Genomic DNA, 13,730 nt, shown 5'->3' with positions numbered 1-13,730 from the left:
CGTTCAGCTTGAACGTGCTCCTTTTTGTATTAGCCATACGTATTCGTTGGGATGTCTTCGTAGTCATCCTCTTCTTGTTTTTGTTTCGCTTTCTTTTTGTTCTTCTTGAAGTCACGTTCATATTCTTGTTCACTTGGCGTTTTAAAGAAACGCATCCACGTCGCGTTAATTTCAGACCCGATGAGGATGATCATTCCCGTCAATTGTAACCAAAGCAACGTGACGATGATTCCACCGAGTGATCCATAGGTCGAGTCGTAACTTCCGAAGTTTGAGACGTACAAACTGAATCCGAAAGATACAAGCTGCCAACCGATGACACCGAAGATGGCTCCTGGAATCGTGCTCTTCCAGAATACATGTTGTTGCGGTGAAACTTTATAAAAAATCGAAAGCGTCAAAATCAAGACAACCGTCGTTAAAACGTAGCGGAACACATTGATCATCATCTCTTCTGCCCCGGTAATGTTGACGGGTAAATATTCGGTGACGAACGAAATGATTTGCGCCCCGAACACGTTTGAGATAATAAGGAGTAACATCCCGATTCCGAGTAAAATCGTCATTCCAAGCGCTAATCCTTTTTTGACAAAGAAATTACGTTCATTGTCCTCGCCATACGCGTGTAGGGAAGTCGTGATGAGGCGATCGACCCCTTTTGCGGCAGACCATATGGCCAAAATCGCACCGAGCGATAAGAGACCGCCCCGCGGCTCCCCGATTGCGTCAAAGATACCCGTCAAGAATCCGGAAGCAGCGGAACCCGGCGCCAAATCGTTCAATTGATTTTGGAATGAATCTTGTGAGACATCAAAAAATGATAAGAGTGCCAAAATGAAGATGATTCCGGGGAAAATCGATAAAAACCAAAAGAATGCGAGCGTGGCCCCGTAATCTTGTACATCATGCTCTTTAAAACGACGGAATAACTCTTTGCCAAACCCGAACCAATTCTTTTTTTCCTTTACTTCTGTCATTGCCATCATAAAACCCTCCTGACTCGGTCATTAAAAAAATGTTTCCCGAATTCAGTCGAGGATACACATGATTAATCCTCAGATAACGTCAAATTGTAAAAACGTGACTCATGCGAGGCGAGCTTTTCAGCGAGTGATGGAGGACGGACCGGAAGATGGGGTAACGCCGATCGCTTAATCCACATCGGGGTATACGAGCCGTTTGTCTGTTCTTCTTGGAATTCTTCACCCGTTCCGGTACCGAATTCGCCACCCGTCATCTTCGCCCAATAGTAAGGGTTTAACTCGTTATTAAAGGCAACATAGGCAGCAACGCCTTCTAACTCGATATGAACGCCGAGTTCTTCGAACGCTTCACGAATGGCTGTTTCTTCAGTCGTATGCCCGTATTCCACTCCGCCTCCAGGGAATACGTAATACAAGACGTCTTCTTTTTCGCGGCGAATCAAAGCCACTTCATCTTGATCATTCATGAGAATGATTGCACTTCTTAATTTCGTTCGAACCACTGAAATCGTTCCTTTCATTCCTATAATTTTGCACAAAACGCATCGACGATTCGCCGATGCGTTCAACTCATTTTTGCGTAGGTTGTTCTAATGAATCATACATGTCTTGCGTCAATCCGTTCTCGTGTGACGCGATGACTTTTCCTGCGACACGCATTCCGAGACGAAGCGCATCTTCGATTGGATGCTGTTTCATCAGTTCTGAGATGACAGCCGAGAAGAATGAGTCACCGGCCCCAGTAGAGTCGGCCACTTTTACTTTCGTTGTCGGGACGTGACCTTGTTCATTCGTACGAAGGTCGACATAAACAGCCCCGAGCTCGCTCATCGTAACGATTGTGAGGGGTGCACCTTTCATGGCGAGTACTTCGGCGACGCGTAGTGCGTCATCCACCGTGACGATTGACATATCGGACAAGATTTCCGCTTCTTCGCGGCTACAGATGAATCCAGTGAAGCCTTGAAGTAAATGGCGGTTCCGTTCAATGACAGAAAGGTGGCCACACACACCGTATAGTGGCAAGTCCATCTCACGGCAAAGTTCAATCGTTTCGTTTAAGACGTTAACAGACAAGTCTAAGTCGATTGCGACCGCATCGCTCTCTTTAAAGACTGTGTCGATTCGACGTAAAATCGCTTCTTCCATCCGTGCTTCGTCGGGTTGTTTCGAAATCGATGTTTGGAGGTCGCCATTGTTATCCATGACTGCGAGCCACATTCCCATTCCGTTATCGTCGAGCATATCGACACCATCGACATTGACCTGTAAACCACGTAACTCCTCAAGGACGCCGACCCCGATTTGGTCGTTCGTGACAGTTGAGACGAAGCGAACGTCATTACCGAGTACACCTAAGTTTTGAGCAACGTTCCGACCTGTTCCACCATTAGAGAAAGTGATGTCGCCGACATTTTTCGCATCTTTATGAAGCGGTGCGAAAGATGTTCCTTTAATATCGACAAACACTTTGCCGATGACTGCAATCGTATTCATATCATGTACCACCTTTAGCCAATCTTTCGATCTGTTTCAGTCTATTTAGACACATTGTTTCAATTATAACGAAATCGACATATCGTTTCAATCATCGATTCGATTTTGTCGAATCGGTTACTCCCATGAAGAGGTGAGAAGACGTAGTCCATTCAAGATGACCAGAATAGTAGAACCCTCGTGTCCGACGACCGCGAATGGCATGATGAGCAGTTCGAAAATGTTTGTGGCAATAAGGACGAGAATGACACCGAGCGCAAAGACGACGTTTTGTAGGACGATTCGGTTCAGCTTGCGTGATTGGCGAATGGCGTCACTCAAACGCATGAGGTCGTTTTTCATCAAGACGACATCGGCTGTTTCAAGAGCAGCATCGGTTCCTTCACCCATCGCGATTCCGACATCAGCGGTCGCAAGGGCAGGTGCGTCATTGATGCCGTCGCCTATCATTCCAATTGAACCGTACTCTTCACGTAACGCTTTGATTTGTGAAACTTTTTCTTCTGGTAAACATTCGGCAATATAACGTGTCAATCCAGCTTCATTTGCGATGGCACGAGCAGTCGCTTCATTATCTCCCGTAATCATGATCGTCGCGATTCCGAGGTCATTCAGACGCTTGATTGCTACTTTAGCCTCGGACCGCAATGTGTCTCGAAGGGCATAGGCGCCAATTGTACGAGAGTCATCACTAATAAACACGAGTGTGTGACCGGCTTCTTTCAGTCGTTCCACATCTTCTTTGAAGAAGTCACCACTTCGGTCAGCGAACTTCTGTTTACCGACGCGATATGTCGTCCCGTCAATTGTCGCCTCGATTCCAGAACCGGTGATGTCTTTAAAGTGCGTCATCTCCCCGGTATGTTTTCCGGTATAAGAGACAAGTGCCTCTGCGAGCGGATGCATCGAATGCTCTTCAATCAAACTGACGATTCGGTTGACCTCGATTTCCTGTAAATCAGGTGAGATAAGCGCTTCTTGGACGATTGGTTTCCCGATCGTGAGCGTTCCGGTTTTATCAAACGCGATTGCTTTCAACCGACCCATGTTCTCGATATGAGCACCACCTTTGAACAGGATCCCGTGTTTCGCCGATGAGGCGATGGCTGCTAGGGCAGCAGGCGTGATGGCGGCAACAAGGGCACAAGGAGAAGCGACGACAAGTAAAATCATTCCGCGATAAATGCTCGTTTCGAGAGACCATGACGTGAAGAAGGGGCCGAGCAGGATGATGGCTGCGACGGATAGAAGAACAACTTGTACATATCGCCCTTCGTAGCGGTCGATGAACTGCGCAGAAGGTGACTTTTCTTCCTGAGCTTGCTGTACCATTTGAATGATTTTTTGGAACAACGTCTCGGTCGCAAGCTTAGTCACTTCGATCGTCAAGACACCGTTTAAGTTGACGCTTGAGCCGAACACGTCATCTCCGACTTGTCGGTCAACCGGGACAGACTCTCCTGTGATAGCGGCTTCTTCGACAGATGCGCTTCCTTTCATGATTCGTCCGTCGACAGGGATACGTTCGCCTGGACGGACATAAATCTGGTCTCCAACTTTTAAATCATCAATATGGACAACTTCAAGTGCGTCAGAAGCGGTTAAACGAGTTGCTTGTTCAGGTTGTAGCTCCATCAACGATTCGAGTGCGCGCTCATTTTTATTCATTGTGTACGTTTCGAGGGCACCAGATAGAGCAAAAATAAAGATTAAAATCGCACCTTCCATCCAATAGCCGATGGATGCGGCGCCGATGGCAGCGATAATCATGAGTAGTTCCACGTTCAAAGACTTTGTTTCAATCGTGTCCGTGATTCCCTCTTTCGCTTTTGCATATCCTCCGATGAAAAAGGCAGATAAGTATAGCGTCACATGAATCCAAGGAGCTCCTTCTTGTGTTTCGGCGATATAAGCGAGTACAATCAATACACCGCTAATGAGCGCCATAATCAATTCGATATGCTCGTACCAGCTAGCCCGTTTGAAAACGTGGCTTTTTTCGTGTGTAACCGATTGGACGTTCATAGAATCCCTTCTTTCTAATTGAGAATAAATCTCGATTAAATGATAATGATTGATGATGATTATCATCTTCGATTGGCTTAATATAAGGTTTTAGTCTTTAATTGACTCAATCCCTTTATTTATAATAATTATTATATAGGTCCATTTTAACACGCTCATTAGTGACTCACAAATAAAAAGATTAAGGAGTTTTTGTGTCATGCAAAATATATTTCAACGCCCATGGACAGTGGCGTTTTTGGCGATTTTTAATACGTTGTTATGGGGCAGTGCCTTCCCGTTCATCAAACTGAGCTATGAGAAGTTGGATATTCAGTCGAGCGAATATGGTCAACAGTTGTTGTTCGCAGGCGAGCGCTTCTTACTTGCTGGGATCCTTCTGCTCATCATCAGTCAGACGGTATTGAAACGTTCGATTCGATTGACGCCTAAGAAGTTTAGGGCGTATGCGCATCTCGGTTCTTTTTTAACGTTCCTTCAATATTTGTTCTTTTATATCGGACTCTCCATTTCGACTGGCGTACAAGGGTCAATCATTGCCGGGTCGACATCGTTCTTCCAAATGGCACTCGCTCATATCCGCTATGATGATGACAAATTGAATCGTTTGAAAGGACTTGCTTTGACGTTTGGTTTTTCTGGAATCGTGATCGCGAACTGGCCGGCGACTGGTACGGAGGTCGGCTTTGGGTTAGGCGAAGTTTTATTGATTTTAGCGATGGTAAGTGGTGCATTTGGGAATTTGATTGCGAAGGATTATTCGAAAGAATATGATGTTGCCCCGATGACGGCTTGGGCGATGGTGACAGGTTCAATCGGATTGCTCGTCATCGGCTACTTGTTAGACCCAAGTGGGATCTCGATGCCATACACCGGACAGACGATTGCGTTCCTCTTCTATTTAGCGATGTTGTCAGCGATTGGCTTTACACTCTGGAATACGTTGATGAAACATAATCCAGTCAGTCGGATTTCACTTTATATCTTCCTAGTTCCCTTATTTGGTGTCATGTTGTCAGGTATTTTACTCGGTGAGACGATTCCGTGGAACGCGATTGTCGGACTCATTTTCGTTATCGTAGGGATTTATTTGTCTACTTATTTTCAAGGGAAGCGCGTGAAAAAACGAAGCGTGAGTCATTGAAAAAAGAGACGGAGTTGACGGAATTAAAATCCCATGACAAAATAAATTAAAAATTCTGAATTTTAAGCTCGGAAATCGGTCTTCGTTTGTAAAGACTTGCGTACGCAATCATTCAAAGGAAGGAGGAAAAACAATGACTAGAAATCGGATCGTCCGTAATATCCTCATCTCGCGTCAACCGAAAGATGAGTACGTCAAGTACGTGATGAAGTGCGTGAGTCAGAGTTTAAAAGAACGTCACGGTCCTGTGGCGACCCGCGCGACGAGACAAGGGGATGACATTCAGACGAGATGGCAGTTCGAAGACCGTGTCGTAGAGGTGACGTTGAAATCGGAAGTCCTCGCCTCGCTGGACACGGAGCCGTTCGCACTAGATGAAGTGTTCATCCAGGCGTTGCAGTTAAACGATGAAGAGATGGATCGAGTTGTAGAATGAAAGAGGCAGATGGTTCATGGGAACCATCTGCCTCTTTCTATTATATATTGATCGGTTTTGACTTAGAGGTGAAAAGTCGCAAGGCGAGAATGCCTAAAATCAACGTATACATGAAGAAATAAACCTCTTTCGGGAGCGATAACCAATAGGCGCCAATCATCGGTCCTGAAATCGAGCCGATACTGAATGAGATGCTATACAGCATGTTGCCAGTCGGGAGAAGGGAGCGAGGGAGCACCTCTGTCATGTGTGCTAGACCAAGTGAATACGTCGACCCTAACCCTGCGCCGGCAAGAGCGAACAGCACGAGTAGACCGACATAGTGATCGACAACAAGATTCGCTAAAGCGAAGACGAGTGTACCGAACGCCAGAACGATTTGCAAAAATCGTTTCTTCCCATACAAGTCAGCGAGTCGACCGAGAGGGAGTTGGACGACGATCGACATGACGATGAACGTCGTAATCAGTGTACTCGTCTCTGTCAGGCTCATCCCGTTACGCGACGTAAAGATTGGGAAGTTGGCATTCAAGCTCGCTTCCAGGAATCCATATGTAAACGCAGGGAGAAGCGTGTATCCCGCACCGACTAGAATCAACCGGATGCGTCCCTTCGAATCCGTCTTCACTTTCTCGATTTCAGGGAACTCATTCTCGACTTTAAAGACGAGCATCAATGAGGCAAGACAGAAAAAGACGATAATCAAAAACGGTAACCAAAACCATAGATCGACAAGTGGTGCAAGTAAAGGTCCGACGGCGAAACCTAGACTGAACGACATCCCATAATACGCCATCGCACGACCGAGACTGCGCTTATCCGTAGAAGATGTCACCCACACTTGTGAACCGTAGTGGAGGGCAGAGTCACCAAACCCGATAAAGAAACGCATCATCGCCCACACGAGTAAAGACGGCCAGATGGGCAAAGCGAAAGTCGCGAATGCGGTTAACACAATGCCGAGGACGATGGTCGGACGGAATCCGTATTTTCGGACGAAGCGCTCAAGGAGCGGCGCAGAAACGATTACCCCGACATAGAGCATCGTTGCATTCAATCCGTTCACCCAAGCAGGTGCTCCGTCACGTTCAATCAACGTGGACAGGAGGGGAATGAGCGCACCTTGAATCAAGCCGGATATAAAGACAATCAATAGTAAAATCATAAAACGAAAGCGGAGCATGGATTCACCTCATGAAGTCAAAGTAAAAAGCCGAGAAGGTTCTCAGCTTTTCGTGTCGTCAATTGGTTGTGGAGAGTGATTCAAGTGAAGTAATTCATCATCCCAACTGCCTTGACTAAACATTTCATCATGCTCTACTTTGTCTGAAACGAATGCGGCTGTCAATAAGATGCTAAGCACACCACCGAAAATAATAATGGCCATGATTGTAATCATGAATACATAAATCGCTGTCATCTATACACACCTCGATTCAGTTAATATACAGAACATTTCCCGAATCGAAATAATTAAAACGAGGTAGCTTTACGGGATTGGAAATCGACTGTCGGATAATAGGCTTGTTTGACGAGTGCGTTCGGCCCGAGACATTTCACGGCAGGGCAGTGACAAGAGAGTGTAGCGTTCAACTGACTGTTCGTCCATGTATCGTAAGCTTCCTGGAAAGACGTGTCATATACCGTACCGAGTGTACCGAGCTCATCACCAAAATCGGTCACGATAATCTGACCATCGAAGATATTCGTGTTAAGGCGTGAACGACCGTCCGGATCGTTTCGGACCGTCACGTTTTTTGTTTCATGAAGTCGCTTCAACAGGGCACGGTCTTCTGGTAAATCAGAACATGCATAGAATGGCAACGTCCCGAACAACATCCAGACGTTCTCGTCTCGGACATCGAGCAAATCGTGAATCGCTTGTCGCGTATCCGCGAGTGACGCGGATTCGAGTGCGCTAGCCCAGTCTGCGGGGTACATTGGGTGAACCTCATGCCTTTGGCAACCGAGCGATACAATTTCTTCATGGATTTCTTTCAAATGAGGAATCGTTCGTTTGTTAATCATCGTTTCTGCCGACACAATGACGCCTTCGGCCGTGAGCGCGCGTGCGTTGTCTTTCATCGTCTGGAGCATTTTCAATCGTGCCTCTTCACTCGGTTTTCGATCCATCATCGCGAATCCCCCTTCAAGGAAATCGGCATCGGTGCCCCAGTTATGCGAAATGTGCAAAACGTCTAAGTAAGGGGTAATAAGATGATAGCGAGATAACGGTAGCGTCAAGTTCGAGTTGATTTGCGTACGTGCCCCACGTTCTTTCGCATAACGTAACAGCGGGACGACATAGTTGCGAACCGATTTCATCGATAACATCGGCTCGCCACCTGTGATGGAGAAGGCGCGTAAATGTTCGATTTCGTCTAACCGTTGAATCAACAGTTCGAGCGGCACTTCCGGTTCTTCCGTTTGGTCGAGCATATAACCGACCGCACAATGCTCGCAGCGCATGTTACACAATTTTGTTGTGGTTACTTCGACGTTGGATAAGACGAGTCGACCATGTTCGACTTGGTCGAGATAGGCTTCCCAAGGGTCGAAGGTTGGGGAGATGTTTTGCATGTGGATTCCACCTTTTCATCAAGTTACACGAAATAGTATGCTATAATAGCAACTCTTTGTCACGAACCAAAGGAGCGATTACAAGATGGGTAAATCACGTACAGATACCGCCGGAAAGATGAACGTCCTAAAATCGAGAACGGAATTGCTATGTCTATCGGTCAATACGCTAGATGAGCATACGACACCTGAAGATTTACATCGCCTGTTAGCCGACATTGATTCGTTGCGCGCCAAAGTTGTGCGTTACGCCAAAGACCTAGAACAATCGTCTCGAAAGGATGAATCAGATTGAAATTAATTACAGGAGATTTTAAAGATGTCACAGTCGAACGACTTGGCATCAATGGAGAAGGCATTGCGACAATCAATCGCATGGTTATCTTCATTCCGAACTTATTGCCAGGAGAACGAGCAAAAGTTGAAATCACGCGTGTCGAGAAAAACTACGCGGAGGCACGTGTCGTCAAACGCGATAATGACTCAAAAGATCGCGTTAAAGCACCTTGCCCGATTTACGACGAGTGTGGTGGATGTCAAATCCAACATATGAGTTCACGTCTGCAGATGGAGTATAAGGAAGAAATCGTTCGAAACGCTTTCCGTCAAAAGACAAAACTCAACGTGGACAAATCGGATATCCGTCCGACAATCGGTATGGATGATCCGTGGTATTACCGCAATAAATCACAGTTCCCGCTCGGTACACGCCGTGGAGAAATCGTGTCCGGTCTTTACAAGCCGAATTCGAACCATCTCGTACCAATCGAGCACTGTATGGTTCAACAACGTGACACGACAAACATCAACAATGCGATTGTCCGTATTTTAAACGAACTCGACATTCCCGTCTACGACGCACGTCGTGACACAGGTTATGCTCGGACGGTCGTCGTTCGCTCAGGTTACAAGACGAATGATGTACAAGTCGTTTTGGTCGTCGGACATGAAGATGTTCCGGACTTGGATGAATTAAGTGACCGAATCATGGAATTGCCAAACGTCGTCTCATTCCATATCAACATCAACGCGAATCGTTCAGGTGTGATTTTTGGTTATCGGACGGTCCATATCGCAGGACAAGAGAAGATGGATGAACAACTTGATGATGTGCATTATCATCTATCACCACGTGCATTCTTCCAATTGAATCCGGCGCAAACTGAAAAAATGTATCGCGAAGTCGTTGAAGCTGCAGGACTCACGGGTGAAGAACGTGTCATCGATGCCTATGCAGGTGTCGGTTCAATCGGTCTTTGGTTGGCACCGTATGCGAAAGAAATTCGCGGGATGGAAGTTGTCCCCGAAGCGGTCGAAGATGCGAATGACCATATGCGTGAAAACGGCTATAACCATGTCATGTATGTGGAAGGACGTGCCGAGCACTGGATCCCGCGTTGGGTGAAAGATGGCTGGATTCCAGATGTCGTGGTCGTCGATCCGCCACGAACAGGGATGGATCATCAATTAATCAACTCGATTATTTCATCGAAGACGAAACGAATCGTTTACGTATCATGTAACCCGCAAACCCTCGCGCGAGATGCCGATCAGTTGATGAAAGCGGGATACAAGGTCAATTACGTTCAACCGTATGATATGTTCCCGCAGACGTCTCACGTTGAATCGGTCGTCGTGTTCGAGAAAAAGAAAAAGAAAAAATATTGACGAGTCCGTGAAAACACTTGATGAGTAAGCGTTTTCACGTTATAGTTCAGATGTCAGACTTCTTCTCAAATTTAGAAGTGGAGGAACATCCAATGATTTCACAAGAACGCGTACAAGAACTCGTGCATAAAGCAATTGAAGCGCGCAAACGCGCCTATACACCGTATTCTAAATTTAACGTCGGAGCCGTCGTCATCGATGCATCTGGTAAAGAGATTACGGGATGTAACGTAGAGAACGCCTCGTACGGACTTTCGATGTGTGCCGAACGGACAGCCATCTTTAAAGCTGTCTCGGAAGGTAGTGACTCGATTGAGACGGTCGTTGTCGTCGGTGATACAGAAGGCCCGATTTCACCGTGTGGAGCGTGCCGTCAAGTCATCGCCGAATTCGCAGGAGAGGATTTCACCTTGATCCTTGCGAACTTGAACGGTGACACAAAAGTGATGACAAAAGAAGAAATGTTGCCTTACGGATTTTCACCGAAGGACTTAACGTAACAAGCTGCGGACGATTGTCCGCAGCTTGTTTATTCGTCTTTATATTTCTTTTCACTCACCGAATCATCTTTGGAGTGACGTTTGTTCTTCTCATCCTTCACCCGTTCATTCAATTCCTCGACGGGAATCGGGTCGACGGTTTGCATGCCGTCCTCGTCAAAAATACTCTCTTTGTCCGTATCGACAGCGTCCGGGTTATCAAACGGACGTTTCGACGTCGGTCGTTTCTTTTCCATCCAATCGCCTCCTTCTCACTACAGATTCCACTCCTTGAAAAGTTGTAAACGTTTTCGGTTTGGGTTTTAAGATGATGAAATGGTGGAATGAAGACTTCATAATGAAGGAGGGGACAGGATGGATCGTAAAGTATTGATGGGGATTGTACTCGGTGTTGCAGGCGCAGCACTCGTTGCACCGAAAGTGGCGGCATTGCTTTCGCAACGCGAGGAAGAAGATACATGGCAGAAGATGGATGAGCGGGAGAGCGTCGATGCGGATCAGGATGAAGCGGAGCAAGGTCTCACGCAACTCGATTCGAGTCATCGTGCCGAATGGCAAGCGAACGGATACCCGCAGACACATGCAGAACGAGAACGACTCGAGCAAGAGTCGGTCAATCAATATAAAGGGAAAGACATTTAAAAGGCAGCCTCGCAGCTGCCTTTTTACATATCGAACGCTTCTTCTGGTAAGAGAGGTAAGCCGACCGTAACCGTCGTCCCTTGCCCAACTTCTGAGCTGAAGTGAAGCGATCCTTCATGTCGTTCGATAATATGCTTCGCGATGGCGAGCCCGAGACCGGTGCCGCCATCTTTTCGTGTCCGCGATTTATTGACACGATAGAAACGCTCCGTCAATTTATCCAGATCTTCTTTCGGGATACCTCGACCTTCATCGCGTATTTCTGTGATCGCATAGTTTGTCTCGGCGAATGTCTTCACATAAATCGTTTTGCCCGCCTCGGTGTAGCGGAGTGCATTATCGAGAAGGTTACCGATGACTTGTTCGAGTCGGTCATGGTCGCCAAGAATGATCAAGTCGAAGTCTAAATCGGATTCGATTGTCACTCCTTTTGCCCGGGCAATCGGTTCGAGTCGATAAAGGACATCTTCAAGCACTTGCGAATACACGACGGGTTCTTTTGTCATCGGATACGAATCGCGCTCTAGCTGTGCGAGGTCGAGTAAGTCCGTGACGAGACGTTGAAGACGGTTCGTCTCGTTTTCGATGATGTCGTAATATTGCGCCCGTGTTTTTTCATCCAACGTGTCATCTTGAAGCATCTCCGTGTACCCACGAATGTAGGAAAGTGGGGTACGGAGTTCGTGACTGACGTTCGCGAGAAACTCTTTTCGCTGTTCTTCGACGAGTCCGAGTGACTCCGCCATCGAGTTGAGGGTATCCGCCAACTCGCCGATCTCATCATCATAAACGATTGGGATGCGGTGTGAGAAATCGCCTTGCGCATACACTTGTGAGGCACGCTTCATCTGGATGAGCGGCTGAATGATCGTATCGATGATCTGTTTACCGAAAAGGAGCAAGTTCACGATCATGAGGACGAGTAAGAACGTGATCATGAGCCGAATCGGTTGGAACGGCTCGCTGATTTTACTGAGTTCCATATAGAGGATGAGCGCATTATCGAGTTCCCCGTCACGTATGAGCGGGAAGGCGGTCATTAATATATCGACGTCCTCGGTCGGATGCTTCCGTGTGACAGAAATCGCATACCCGTCTTGGAGACGTTCGAGATCTTGTTGCCGTAGAAACGTCTTACCGGAGCCGAGTGTATCTTCTCGAACAGAGGAAAGGAACACTTTCGTTTCGGTCAGTTCGTTCGTATACGTCATACTGTCAGCGAACGCGTCAGAGAAACCGTCGGCCTTATAGATTGTGACGAGTTTCTCTCCGCGGTTGATAAGCAGTTCTTCTTGCGTTTGGATATAGAATTTGTCGTACAAATAGAACGTCATGATCAGAAACACGAACGCTGAGAAGAGGCTGGCTGTCCAGATGGTAATCCAAATCCGCTTCCGGATCGTGTATCGCTTCATCCGTTTGCCTCAAATTTATATCCGATGCCCCATACAGTTTGAATGTAACCGCCAGCCTCCCCGAGTTTCAGGCGTAACGTCTTAATGTGCGTGTCGACCGTGCGAAGGTTACCGTGGTATTCGGTTCCCCAAATTTGATCGAGCAACTGTTCACGAGAGAACACTTTTTCGTCGTTCGTGATGAACAGGTAGAGTAAGTCGAACTCTTTTCGTGTCAGGTTGACCGTTTTCCCTTTCACGCTGACGGCGCGACCTTCGATATCGATGGAGAGAATGCCGACATCAAACGTCGCTTCTTGTTCTTTTGAAAAACTGTGTGTGCGACGGAGTGTCGCTTCGATACGAGCAAGTAACTCGCGCGGGCTAAACGGTTTCGTGATGTAGTCGTCGGCCCCGATTTTTAGACCGTGAATGCGGTCGAGTTCTTCAGAGCGTGCCGTCAACAGAATGATTGGAACGTTCGAGAACTCACGGATACGCATGCAAGCCGTCAATCCATCGAGTTCCGGCATCATCACGTCGAGTAAGACGAGATGGAACGTTTCTTCTTTTAAGCGTTCAATCGCTTCAAGGCCGTTTGAGGCGGTGACCGTCTCATACCCTTCTTTTTCTAAATTTGATACAAGTAAATCTCGCATTTGTTCTTCGTCATCAGTTACGAGGATACGAAACATTGATTCTGACATATGCCATTCTCCTTTACGAAACGGTTAACGAGAGTTGTGATGAATCCCTCATACCTTTATCATACCTATCTCTTCGAATTAGAACAGATTTATTCGGCTCCGACAAGTTACCTCCATCAAATCCACACAAAAACGCCACAAAAAAGCCAATTCT

Annotated in this window: 16 protein-coding genes; 6 read left to right on the top strand and 10 right to left on the bottom strand. The window is 46.9% G+C overall.

Annotated elements, in window-relative coordinates; all coding sequences use genetic code 11:
* Positions 1 to 29 precede the first annotated feature (29 nt).
* The 4 genes from KNO99_RS07920 to KNO99_RS07905 all read right to left on the bottom strand — a co-directional run bounded on the left by KNO99_RS07920 (position 30) and on the right by KNO99_RS07905 (position 4,505).
* Positions 30 to 983 carry a YihY/virulence factor BrkB family protein gene (locus KNO99_RS07920; RefSeq protein ID WP_214747190.1) on the bottom strand — a complete coding sequence of 318 codons (954 nt, stop codon included), beginning with the start codon at positions 981 to 983 and terminating at the stop codon, positions 30 to 32.
* Positions 984 to 1,048: 65 nt separating this feature from the next.
* The gene (locus KNO99_RS07915) at positions 1,049 to 1,486 is read right to left on the bottom strand and encodes an NUDIX domain-containing protein (RefSeq protein WP_214747187.1); all 438 of its coding nucleotides are present in this window, start codon (positions 1,484 to 1,486) and stop codon (positions 1,049 to 1,051) included.
* Positions 1,487 to 1,553: 67 nt separating this feature from the next.
* Positions 1,554 to 2,480: a carbohydrate kinase family protein gene (locus tag KNO99_RS07910; protein WP_074033083.1), complete on the bottom strand. Its 927-nt coding sequence runs from the start codon at positions 2,478 to 2,480 to the stop codon at positions 1,554 to 1,556.
* A 117-nt stretch (positions 2,481 to 2,597) separates the two neighbouring features.
* A complete protein-coding gene (locus KNO99_RS07905; RefSeq protein ID WP_214747184.1) occupies positions 2,598 to 4,505 on the bottom strand; it encodes a heavy metal translocating P-type ATPase in 1,908 nt (635 codons plus the stop codon).
* Positions 4,506 to 4,704: 199 nt separating this feature from the next.
* Between KNO99_RS07905 and KNO99_RS07900 the strand changes: the two genes are divergently transcribed.
* Together KNO99_RS07900 and KNO99_RS07895 are read left to right on the top strand one after the other, a co-directional pair.
* On the top strand, positions 4,705 to 5,649 hold the full coding sequence (locus KNO99_RS07900) for a DMT family transporter (RefSeq protein WP_214747181.1): 945 nt from the start codon (positions 4,705 to 4,707) through the stop codon (positions 5,647 to 5,649).
* A 133-nt stretch (positions 5,650 to 5,782) separates the two neighbouring features.
* Positions 5,783 to 6,085 (top strand): hypothetical protein, encoded by a 303-nt coding sequence (locus KNO99_RS07895; protein ID WP_214696351.1) that lies wholly within the window; start codon positions 5,783 to 5,785, stop codon positions 6,083 to 6,085.
* 40 nt (positions 6,086 to 6,125) lie between these two features.
* On the opposite strand, the gene KNO99_RS07890 is transcribed toward KNO99_RS07895, so the two are convergent.
* From KNO99_RS07890 to yfkAB, 3 genes are read right to left on the bottom strand one after another with little or no spacing between them, the layout of a single operon-like run.
* Positions 6,126 to 7,268 (bottom strand): MFS transporter, encoded by a 1,143-nt coding sequence (locus KNO99_RS07890; RefSeq protein WP_214747178.1) that lies wholly within the window; start codon positions 7,266 to 7,268, stop codon positions 6,126 to 6,128.
* Positions 7,269 to 7,310: 42 nt separating this feature from the next.
* Positions 7,311 to 7,505 (bottom strand): hypothetical protein, encoded by a 195-nt coding sequence (locus KNO99_RS07885; protein WP_214696348.1) that lies wholly within the window; start codon positions 7,503 to 7,505, stop codon positions 7,311 to 7,313.
* Positions 7,506 to 7,558: 53 nt separating this feature from the next.
* The gene (yfkAB, locus tag KNO99_RS07880) at positions 7,559 to 8,665 is read right to left on the bottom strand and encodes a radical SAM/CxCxxxxC motif protein YfkAB (RefSeq protein WP_214747175.1); all 1,107 of its coding nucleotides are present in this window, start codon (positions 8,663 to 8,665) and stop codon (positions 7,559 to 7,561) included.
* An 85-nt stretch (positions 8,666 to 8,750) separates the two neighbouring features.
* Between yfkAB and KNO99_RS07875 the strand changes: the two genes are divergently transcribed.
* Genes KNO99_RS07875 through KNO99_RS07865 form a run of 3 tightly spaced genes read left to right on the top strand, consistent with a single transcriptional unit; the run spans position 8,751 to position 10,833 of the window.
* Positions 8,751 to 8,960: a hypothetical protein gene (locus tag KNO99_RS07875; protein ID WP_015880867.1), complete on the top strand. Its 210-nt coding sequence runs from the start codon at positions 8,751 to 8,753 to the stop codon at positions 8,958 to 8,960.
* Positions 8,957 to 10,333: a 23S rRNA (uracil(1939)-C(5))-methyltransferase RlmD gene (gene rlmD, locus KNO99_RS07870; protein WP_214747172.1), complete on the top strand. Its 1,377-nt coding sequence runs from the start codon at positions 8,957 to 8,959 to the stop codon at positions 10,331 to 10,333. Before KNO99_RS07875 ends, rlmD begins: the two co-directional genes overlap by 4 nt.
* 50 nt (positions 10,334 to 10,383) lie before the next feature.
* The gene (locus tag KNO99_RS07865) at positions 10,384 to 10,833 is read left to right on the top strand and encodes a cytidine deaminase (RefSeq protein ID WP_214747524.1); all 450 of its coding nucleotides are present in this window, start codon (positions 10,384 to 10,386) and stop codon (positions 10,831 to 10,833) included.
* Between the two features lie 29 nt (positions 10,834 to 10,862).
* On the opposite strand, the gene KNO99_RS07860 is transcribed toward KNO99_RS07865, so the two are convergent.
* Entirely contained in the window at positions 10,863 to 11,069 is a 207-nt protein-coding gene (locus tag KNO99_RS07860; protein ID WP_074033092.1) for a hypothetical protein, read from the bottom strand.
* A 118-nt stretch (positions 11,070 to 11,187) separates the two neighbouring features.
* Between KNO99_RS07860 and KNO99_RS07855 the strand changes: the two genes are divergently transcribed.
* Positions 11,188 to 11,475, top strand: a complete 288-nt coding sequence (locus tag KNO99_RS07855) for a hypothetical protein (protein ID WP_214747169.1) — start codon at positions 11,188 to 11,190, stop codon at positions 11,473 to 11,475.
* A gap of 23 nt (positions 11,476 to 11,498) precedes the next feature.
* Here KNO99_RS07855 and KNO99_RS07850 read toward each other — a convergent pair whose 3' ends face one another.
* Together KNO99_RS07850 and KNO99_RS07845 are read right to left on the bottom strand one after the other, a co-directional pair.
* Complete coding sequence (locus KNO99_RS07850) at positions 11,499 to 12,890, bottom strand: sensor histidine kinase (protein WP_214747166.1); 1,392 nt, start codon at positions 12,888 to 12,890, stop codon at positions 11,499 to 11,501.
* Positions 12,887 to 13,576 carry a response regulator transcription factor gene (locus tag KNO99_RS07845; protein ID WP_015880873.1) on the bottom strand — a complete coding sequence of 230 codons (690 nt, stop codon included), beginning with the start codon at positions 13,574 to 13,576 and terminating at the stop codon, positions 12,887 to 12,889. The genes KNO99_RS07850 and KNO99_RS07845 overlap by 4 nt, the downstream gene beginning before the upstream one ends.
* Positions 13,577 to 13,730: the final 154 nt, after the last annotated feature.

The organism is Exiguobacterium sp. s189 (genome assembly GCF_018617615.1).
Classification (GTDB): domain Bacteria; phylum Bacillota; class Bacilli; order Exiguobacteriales; family Exiguobacteriaceae; genus Exiguobacterium; species Exiguobacterium aestuarii_A.
The sequence above is the reverse complement of the archived record's forward strand: the minus strand, read 5'-3'. Positions and strand labels throughout refer to the sequence as shown.

What these genes read in the sequence shown, in the direction of transcription:
- KNO99_RS07920 (WP_214747190.1), bottom strand. Translation starts at nt 983, where the DNA reads ATGGCAATGACAGAAGTAAAGGAAAAAAAGAATTGGTTCGGGTTTGGC.
- KNO99_RS07910 (WP_074033083.1), bottom strand. Translation starts at nt 2,480, where the DNA reads ATGAATACGATTGCAGTCATCGGCAAAGTGTTTGTCGATATTAAAGGA.
- KNO99_RS07905 (WP_214747184.1), bottom strand. Translation starts at nt 4,505, where the DNA reads ATGAACGTCCAATCGGTTACACACGAAAAAAGCCACGTTTTCAAACGG.
- KNO99_RS07900 (WP_214747181.1), top strand. Translation starts at nt 4,705, where the DNA reads ATGCAAAATATATTTCAACGCCCATGGACAGTGGCGTTTTTGGCGATT.
- KNO99_RS07895 (WP_214696351.1), top strand. Translation starts at nt 5,783, where the DNA reads ATGACTAGAAATCGGATCGTCCGTAATATCCTCATCTCGCGTCAACCG.
- KNO99_RS07890 (WP_214747178.1), bottom strand. Translation starts at nt 7,268, where the DNA reads ATGCTCCGCTTTCGTTTTATGATTTTACTATTGATTGTCTTTATATCC.
- KNO99_RS07885 (WP_214696348.1), bottom strand. Translation starts at nt 7,505, where the DNA reads ATGACAGCGATTTATGTATTCATGATTACAATCATGGCCATTATTATT.
- yfkAB (WP_214747175.1), bottom strand. Translation starts at nt 8,665, where the DNA reads ATGCAAAACATCTCCCCAACCTTCGACCCTTGGGAAGCCTATCTCGAC.
- KNO99_RS07875 (WP_015880867.1), top strand. Translation starts at nt 8,751, where the DNA reads ATGGGTAAATCACGTACAGATACCGCCGGAAAGATGAACGTCCTAAAA.
- KNO99_RS07865 (WP_214747524.1), top strand. Translation starts at nt 10,384, where the DNA reads ATGTCAGACTTCTTCTCAAATTTAGAAGTGGAGGAACATCCAATGATT.
- KNO99_RS07860 (WP_074033092.1), bottom strand. Translation starts at nt 11,069, where the DNA reads ATGGAAAAGAAACGACCGACGTCGAAACGTCCGTTTGATAACCCGGAC.
- KNO99_RS07855 (WP_214747169.1), top strand. Translation starts at nt 11,188, where the DNA reads ATGGATCGTAAAGTATTGATGGGGATTGTACTCGGTGTTGCAGGCGCA.
- KNO99_RS07850 (WP_214747166.1), bottom strand. Translation starts at nt 12,890, where the DNA reads ATGAAGCGATACACGATCCGGAAGCGGATTTGGATTACCATCTGGACA.
- KNO99_RS07845 (WP_015880873.1), bottom strand. Translation starts at nt 13,576, where the DNA reads ATGTCAGAATCAATGTTTCGTATCCTCGTAACTGATGACGAAGAACAA.